The 6,781-nt window shown below is 72.3% G+C and carries 6 protein-coding genes; 5 read left to right on the top strand and 1 reads right to left on the bottom strand.

Annotated features, from left to right (window positions below; all coding sequences use genetic code 11):
* From AB0M52_RS28155 to AB0M52_RS28140, 4 genes are all read left to right on the top strand, one after another.
* The coding region (locus AB0M52_RS28155) for a glycosyltransferase (RefSeq protein WP_363959824.1) at positions 1-672 on the top strand (672 nt) is incomplete at its 5' end.
* Positions 669-1,742, top strand: coding sequence for a glycosyltransferase (locus tag AB0M52_RS28150; RefSeq protein ID WP_363959821.1), 1,074 nt, complete (start codon positions 669-671; stop codon positions 1,740-1,742). The genes AB0M52_RS28155 and AB0M52_RS28150, both read left to right, overlap by 4 nt.
* Positions 1,739-2,824 carry a glycosyltransferase family 4 protein gene (locus AB0M52_RS28145; RefSeq protein WP_363959818.1) on the top strand — a complete coding sequence of 362 codons (1,086 nt, stop codon included), beginning with the start codon at positions 1,739-1,741 and terminating at the stop codon, positions 2,822-2,824. The genes AB0M52_RS28150 and AB0M52_RS28145 overlap by 4 nt, the downstream gene beginning before the upstream one ends.
* A complete protein-coding gene (locus AB0M52_RS28140; protein ID WP_363959816.1) occupies positions 2,821-4,332 on the top strand; it encodes an oligosaccharide flippase family protein in 1,512 nt (503 codons plus the stop codon). The genes AB0M52_RS28145 and AB0M52_RS28140 overlap by 4 nt, the downstream gene beginning before the upstream one ends.
* 18 nt (positions 4,333-4,350) lie before the next feature.
* On the opposite strand, the gene AB0M52_RS28135 is transcribed toward AB0M52_RS28140, so the two are convergent.
* Entirely contained in the window at positions 4,351-6,069 is a 1,719-nt protein-coding gene (locus AB0M52_RS28135) for a hypothetical protein (RefSeq protein WP_363959813.1), read from the bottom strand.
* A 476-nt stretch (positions 6,070-6,545) separates the two neighbouring features.
* Between AB0M52_RS28135 and AB0M52_RS28130 the strand changes: the two genes are divergently transcribed.
* The coding region (locus tag AB0M52_RS28130) for a hypothetical protein (protein ID WP_363959810.1) at positions 6,546-6,781 on the top strand (236 nt) is incomplete at its 3' end.

The raw sequence follows: 6,781 nt of genomic DNA, 5'->3' as shown, positions 1-6,781 counted from the left end.
GCCCGCGCCGCCCTCTGCGTCGCGCTCTCCCAGCCGGATCTGGACGTGCTGCGCGGGTGGGCCCGCGACGTCGTCCTCGCCCCCAACGGGGTGGATATCTGGCCCTACCACCCGTCGCCACCGGACGGGTACGTTCTCGCGTTGGCGTCGTACGACTACGAGCCGAACGTGCTGGCGCTGCGGGCGTTGGCGCGCGACGTCTGGCCGCTCGTCCGCGCCGAGTCGCCCGGGGCCCGGCTGGTGGTCGCGGGCCGGCGCAGCGAGGCGCTGACCGCGGAGTTCGACGCCGGTGCCGGGATCAGCGTCCTCGGCACGCTCGACGACGTGTCGGAGGCGTACGCCGCCGCCGCGGTGACCGTCGCGCCCGCCACCACCGGCGGTGGCTCGCAACTCAAGCTGACCGAGTCGATGTCGCGTGGGCGATCCGTCGTGATGAGCCCGTTCGCCGCTCGTGGCCTTCCCGACGCCGTCCGGGGTGCCGACGGCTACTGGGTGGGCGACGAGCCGCACTCCTTCGCCAAAGCGGTCGTAGACGCGTTGCGGGACGTGCCCGCGCGACACGCGCGGGAGCACACCGGGTGGCGGCGCTGCGAGGCGCTCGGCTGGTCCCGGACGGTCGGCGAGGTGGTCGACGCCGTGGCGGGCCTCGCCGGCCGGAAGGCGGCGTCGTGATCCGGCGGGTTCACCTCATCGAGTCCGGCGGCCGGGGTGGCGTCTTCAATCACTCCGTCGAGGTCGCCGCCGGCCTGGTCGAACTCGGCGTGGACGTGGTCGTCCACACCGCCGACGACTGCGACGCGGCACCGACCTCGGTGCGGCTCTGCCGGTGCATCACCTGGCATCGCACCTCGCCAAACCGGTTCGTACGGCAGGCGAGGACATCGGCGCGGTACGTCCTCCGTACGCTCCCGCACCTGCACCGGGCGGTCGACACCCAGGACGTCGTCCACATCCAGGGCATGTTCGCGTTGACCCCGGAACTGATCTCGATGGCCCGACATCGCAACGCGACCGTTGTCATCAGCCCGCACAACACGTTCGTCCGGTCCAACGCCCCGGGCGGGGGCCGTGCGCTGCGTAGCGGGCTCGAAAACTCCGACCGGGTCCTCGTCTACTCCGAGGCCGACCGGCAGAAGCTGCTCGACCGGGGCGTGGCGGCCGTCGCCCGGGTCCCTCTGGTGCAGTGGGCCCCGCCCGTGGACCCGGCCCGCGTCGAGCGCTGGCGCGCCGAGCTCACGCCGGACGGGGCCAAGCTCGCCCTCCTGCCCGGTCAGGTCCGGGCCGACAAGAACCCGGAGCTGTTCGTCCGGGCCCTGGCGGAGCTGCCCGACTGGCGGGGAGCGGTGGTCGGCGAGGATCTCGGGCCGGGGCGGCAGGTGGACGAGGTGATCGAGGCGACCGGCGCGGCGGTGACCACCGCCTACCGCTATCTCGACGTCGGCGAGTTCACCGCGCTGGTCGCAGCGGCCGATGTCGTCGTCGCGCCGTACGAGATCGCCAGCCAGTCGGGTGTCCTGGCGGTGGCGGCCCGGCTGGGTGTGCCGACCGCGGTGGTGCCGTGCGGTGGTCTGGGTGAACTGGCCACCGTCGTGGCCCGGGACACCAGCGTCACGGCGGTACGCGACGCCGTGGTGGCCGCCCACGACACCGGTGCGACGCCGCTGCACACAGCGGATGCCGCCGCTCGCTTCCTGCACGAGTACACCGTCGCCCGGCAGAGCCGGACCAGGGGCCGGAGGTGAGCAACGCCTTGTCCACGTTGACCGTCACGGTGGTCTCCGTCTCGGACACCGCCGGCGGCGCTGAGGCGCACACCGTCGCGCTCGGACAGGGGATGCGGCAGCGCGGCCACGACGTCGTCCTGTACGGCCGGTGCCCAGGCTGGAACGAGCACGCTCTCGACCGGCGGGAGATCGCGCTCGGGCCGAAATGGTCCCGCCGGACGATGGCCTCCGGACTTCTGCGGGTGCCGGTGGAACGGCGTCGTACGCGGGAGATCGCCGATTCCTCGATCTACTACCTCCAGTTCAAGCGGGAACAGATCGCCCTGACGGCGCCCCTGTCCCGCCGGGCACCGGTGGTCTGGACCGAGCACGGGCGGTGGATGGGTGGCCCGGTCGGCCGGCTGCTCCTCGCGGGCTACGCGCGCGCCGCCGAGCACGTCTCCCGGGTGGTATGCGTCAGCGAGGCCGTGGCCGACGACCTCGAACCGGTGATCGGCCGGGACAAGCTCGTCGTGGTGCCCAACGCGATCGACACCTCCCGCTTCGCCGCCCCGCCGGCCGCGACCCGGGCGGCGTTGCGCGAGCGCCTGCTGCCGAGCCGCTTCCATGACCGCCGGGTCGCGATCCTCACCGCGCGGCTGCACGGTGCCAAACGCCACGACCGGGCGATCGCGGCGGCGCTGGCCAGCGGGAGCGCCCTGGTCGTCGTCGGTGACGGGCCGGACCGGGAGCGGCTGGAGCGGCTCGGCGCGGGCAGCGCCGACGTGCACTTCACCGGTCACCGGGAAGACGTTCCCGACCTCCTTGCGGCCGCCGACTTCTACATCTACTGCGGGGCGGAGACCGACGGCACGCCGACCTGCGTTCTCGAGGCCGCCGCCGGTGGACTGCCGATCGTGGCGTTTCACCGCGATCCCGGCAGCGAACTGGTGCCCCGCTGCGGTGGTCTCGTAATCGGGGATCCGGCGGAACTGACGGCCGAGAGGGCTGCGGCCCTGGAGGACATGAAGGGCGGCGGCGTAGCGTACGTCGAGCAGCGGCACGGCCGCGAGAGCTGGCTGGACGCGTACGAACACATCTTCGGGGAGTGCCTCGGGTGACCTCGTCTGGACCGACGACGACCGAGCCGGGGGACCGGCCCACGGTGCCGGTGGGCACTGTCCCGGCGAATCCCGGGGCGACCGGTGCGGCCCTCGGCTCGCGGTCGGCTCGCGGGCTCAGCATGGCCACGGGCATCTCCCTCGGGCTGCGGCTGGTGGGCATGGTCGTGGGGATGGCGACCACGTCCGTGCTCGCCCGCTACCTGAACCCGGACGGGTACGGCGTCTTCGCCCTCGCGCTCACCCTCGGTACGGCTGCGGCGCAGGTCGCCGACATGGGCACCACGATCACGGTGAGTTCCCGGATCGCGCGGGAGAAGGCGTCCGCCGGCCGCATCCTGGGCACCGGCCTGGTCATCCGCACGTCGGTGGCGTTGGCCGCGACCGTCGCCCTGCTGGTCGCGGCCGCACAGGGGCTGTTCGGCGAGTCCAGCGCGGTGGTCAGCGTCATCGCGATCGCGACACCGCTGTCCGCGGCGTCCATCCTCACCGCCGGGGCCACCGCCCGTTTCCGTCCCGAGGTGTCGGCCATCCTCGCTCTCGTCCAGGGCGTCCTCTGGCTGACAGCGGTGGTGGTCATCGCCCGTACCGGCGGCGACGTCGTCCTGCTCGCCTGGTACTTCGTCGCTGTCGTCACGTTGCAGACCGGCATCGGCGTGGTGATCAATCGGAGGCTGGTGCCGCTCGGCCGGCCCTCCTGGGCGGAGGCGGGCCGGATCTTCGCGTTGAGCTGGCCGCTTGCGATCAGTGCGCTCGCGGTCATGGCCTACTACCGGCTCGGCTCGGTGGTGCTGTTCCACCTACAGGGCGCCGCTGAGGTGGGCTACTACTCGGCCGCCTACAAGTTCCTGGACGTCGCCCAACTCGGTCCGGCCATGCTGGTGGCCCCGCTGTTGCCGATCGTGGCGACCAGCATGTCCATGAACGCCCATCGCCGAAACCTGATCTTCAGTCTGGCGACCCGTACCGGTGTCGTGATCGGCGCCGGCACGGCGGTCCTGTTGATCGCGCTCGCTCCCGCTCTCGTCGCCTACCTCTACGGCGACGACTACGGCCCGGCGGTCACGCCACTGATGCTGCTGGCCGTGGCCTTTGTCGGGGTAACGCTCGGCTATGTCGGCACGACGATCTGCTCGGCGCTCGGTGTCGTCCGCCCGATCGCGGTGTTGACCGTCTCGGTTGCGGTGGTCAACCTCGCGGCCCAGTTCTGGGCGTGCGCCCGCTGGGGAGCGACCGGCGCGGCGGCGGTCGCGGCCGGAACCGAGTTGGTCATCGGCGTGGCAACCTGCCTGCTGGCCGCCCGGGCGATGACGTCGCGGCTGCCTGTCCGCGAGGTGGCGAGCGTGTTGACCGCCGGAGCCGCCACCATCCTCGTGGTGTGGCTGGTCCGGCTCCCGTGGCCGATCGAGGCGGCGCTGGCCGGCGGCCTGTTCGGTGCGGCGGTGCTGGTCTCGCGGGCGCTCACCATCGCGGATCTCAAGCGCGTGCTGTCCCGAAAGGCACTGTGAGGCGGTGCGCGTCGCCGGTCAGTAGGTCGCGCCGGTGTGGAGGTTCTGCCAGGTCAGGCCGGTACACACCACGGGCCCGATGCCGCACGGCAGCCCGGCGTTCGTGTTCGTGGCCGAGCTGCCGTCCGCGCGGACGAGGCGGCTGATGTCGACGGCCAGGTCCAGCACATACGAGGTCACCGAGCCGCCGGAGCCGACCGCCACCCCCTGCGAACCGGGAGCGGTCCGCAGGGTGTTGCCGCGGACCACCGCGGCACCGGACCGGTGCACCTTCGCGACCCCGCCGGTGGTGTCGTCGATGGTGACGGCCGACAGCAGCAGCTCGGTGCGGGTGTTCAGGTCGACCAACCACGCCTTACCCGACGTTCGCACGTTGCTGAAGGCCACCCGAGGCAGCCGGTGGGTCGCCGCCAGGGCGGCGACCAGGCCACCACCGCGGCCGGCGACAGCCGTGTCCGACACGCTGGCCTGTCGCACCACGGCGTTCGCCGCCCAGTGGGGCAGCTCGACCAGGTAGCTGTCGCCGGGTACCGCCGCGCTGACCTTCCGAACGGTCAGGTCGTCCACCGCGCCGGCGATCTGGAGGAGCGCGGCGCCGGCAGCCGAGGCGGCGACGGTCAGCCCGTCCACCCGTAGCCGCTGGACCCGGGCCGTGGAATCGACGCCCACGACGGGGCCGGCGCCGAGGTGAGCGACGTCGACGCCCTCGACGGTCAGCTCCGCGACGGTCGCGGCGGTCAGCGGCGAGACCCGCAGCAGCGCCCCGTCCGCGCCCGGATCGGCGAAGGTGAGCCCCCGGACGTGGACTCGGCCGACGTTCGAGCCGTTGAGGTGCACGACGTGTCGGCCGGGGACGGTGGCCGCGGAGACCTGCTCCACCACCAGATCGTCGACCTGCCCACCGGTGGTACGCCATTCGGCGGTGTCGTCGCCGATCCAGATGACGTTGTTGTGGGCCCGGCCGGCCACGTCGCGGACGGTGGTGCGCAGCGCCGCGGTCTCCGGCGATCCACCGAGCACCTTGACCAGCGCCGCAGCCGAGATCACGTCGATGTCCTCGATGACCGTGTCGGTGACCGGCCCCGAGACGTCGTCGTACGACTGCCAGTCGCGGGGGGTGATGGCGACCGTGTCGTCACCTGTCGACCCGCGGATCGTGGCGACCCTGGTCCGCGCAGCGGGCCCCTGGATGTGCACGCCGTCGGACTGCACCTCGAACTGGATCCGGGTGACGGTGGTGTCGGTGACGTCGCCGAGGGAGATGGCGTACTTGTCGCCGAAGGTCTCCACCGCCAGCCCTCGGAGCACCAGGTGGTCCACCCGCCGGAACCGCAGGGTGTGCAGGTCGGGGCCGACGCCACCGACGCCGTCGGCGCGGATCCAGGTGCCGCCGGTCACGGTGATGTCCCGGTCCCGACCGTCGTTGGCGACCGCCGCGTTGGTGAGGAGATTGCAGCCGCTGCCCGCCGTCAGGGTGACCGTGCACTCCGCCATGTCCAGTGTCGTGCCACTGTGCACTACGAGCGGAGCGCTGACCTGGTAGTGGGCACCCCTGGGCCCGTGGACGAGGCCGCCGGCGCCGGCGCGGAGAGCGGTGTTGAGGATGCGCGTGTCGTCGCCCCCGGACGGGGCGGGCAGCATGGTGCGCTTCGGCCGCAGAGAGTCACCGGCCAGGACCACGCCGCTGGTCAGGGCCATGCCGCCGGCGACGGCGAGGAGGCTGCGGCGGGTGATCATCTCGGCTCCGGGAGTGGTCGGCAACCTCGTCAGGAGGCCGTGGCGGCGCGGGCGGTCGGAAACCGGAACACACACGCCGCCGGCATCGTACTGAAATCCCCCGGCCATGGCCTCGGCGGCCGGAACTTCCGGTGGCGCTCGTCATCGCGGGGCCTGATACTGTGTGCCGCGACGGCCGCTGCGCCGTGATGTTCGACCTACCACAATGCACGACCACTCGAATCACATGGTCGCCTCGGATTGTGGTCGTCCCGCGACTGTCACGGCAACCGGTTCGGCGTTGTTGTCGGTGGGTTCCGGGTCGGCAGAGGCCGACCGGGTCCGGTCACGGGGCAAAGGCGGCGATGGGTTCCAGAGGGACTTCGACTGGTTCGGCCACCGAAACCGACCTCCATGCTCCCCCCGAGCCTGCGGACCGACCAGGAACCGGCGATGAAGCGAGGCGGCCGCATCCGCTGTCCCGTGCCCTTCGTCCCGTGGCCGTCACCGCGCGGCACCCCCTCGGGTGGGCGTCGTGGGCGGTCGCGTTGTTCTCCGCCCTGTACATCGCGTGGGCCGTGTCCGCACCCATCGGGATCATCCTCGCGGTCGCGCTGCCGCTCCTCGTGCTTCGCCTCCCCGTGACGGGCACCGTGCTCGTGGCCGTACTCGCCCAGGAGATCAAGCCCAACGGGCGCTTCGGTGAGCTGACGACGCTGGGCCACCAGTTGCT

Source organism: Micromonospora sp. NPDC051296 (assembly GCF_040682255.1).
In the GTDB taxonomy this organism is placed as follows: Bacteria; Actinomycetota; Actinomycetes; order Mycobacteriales; family Micromonosporaceae; genus Micromonospora; species Micromonospora craterilacus.
Note: the sequence above shows the minus strand (reverse complement) of the source record. Positions and strands in the feature narration are given on the sequence as shown.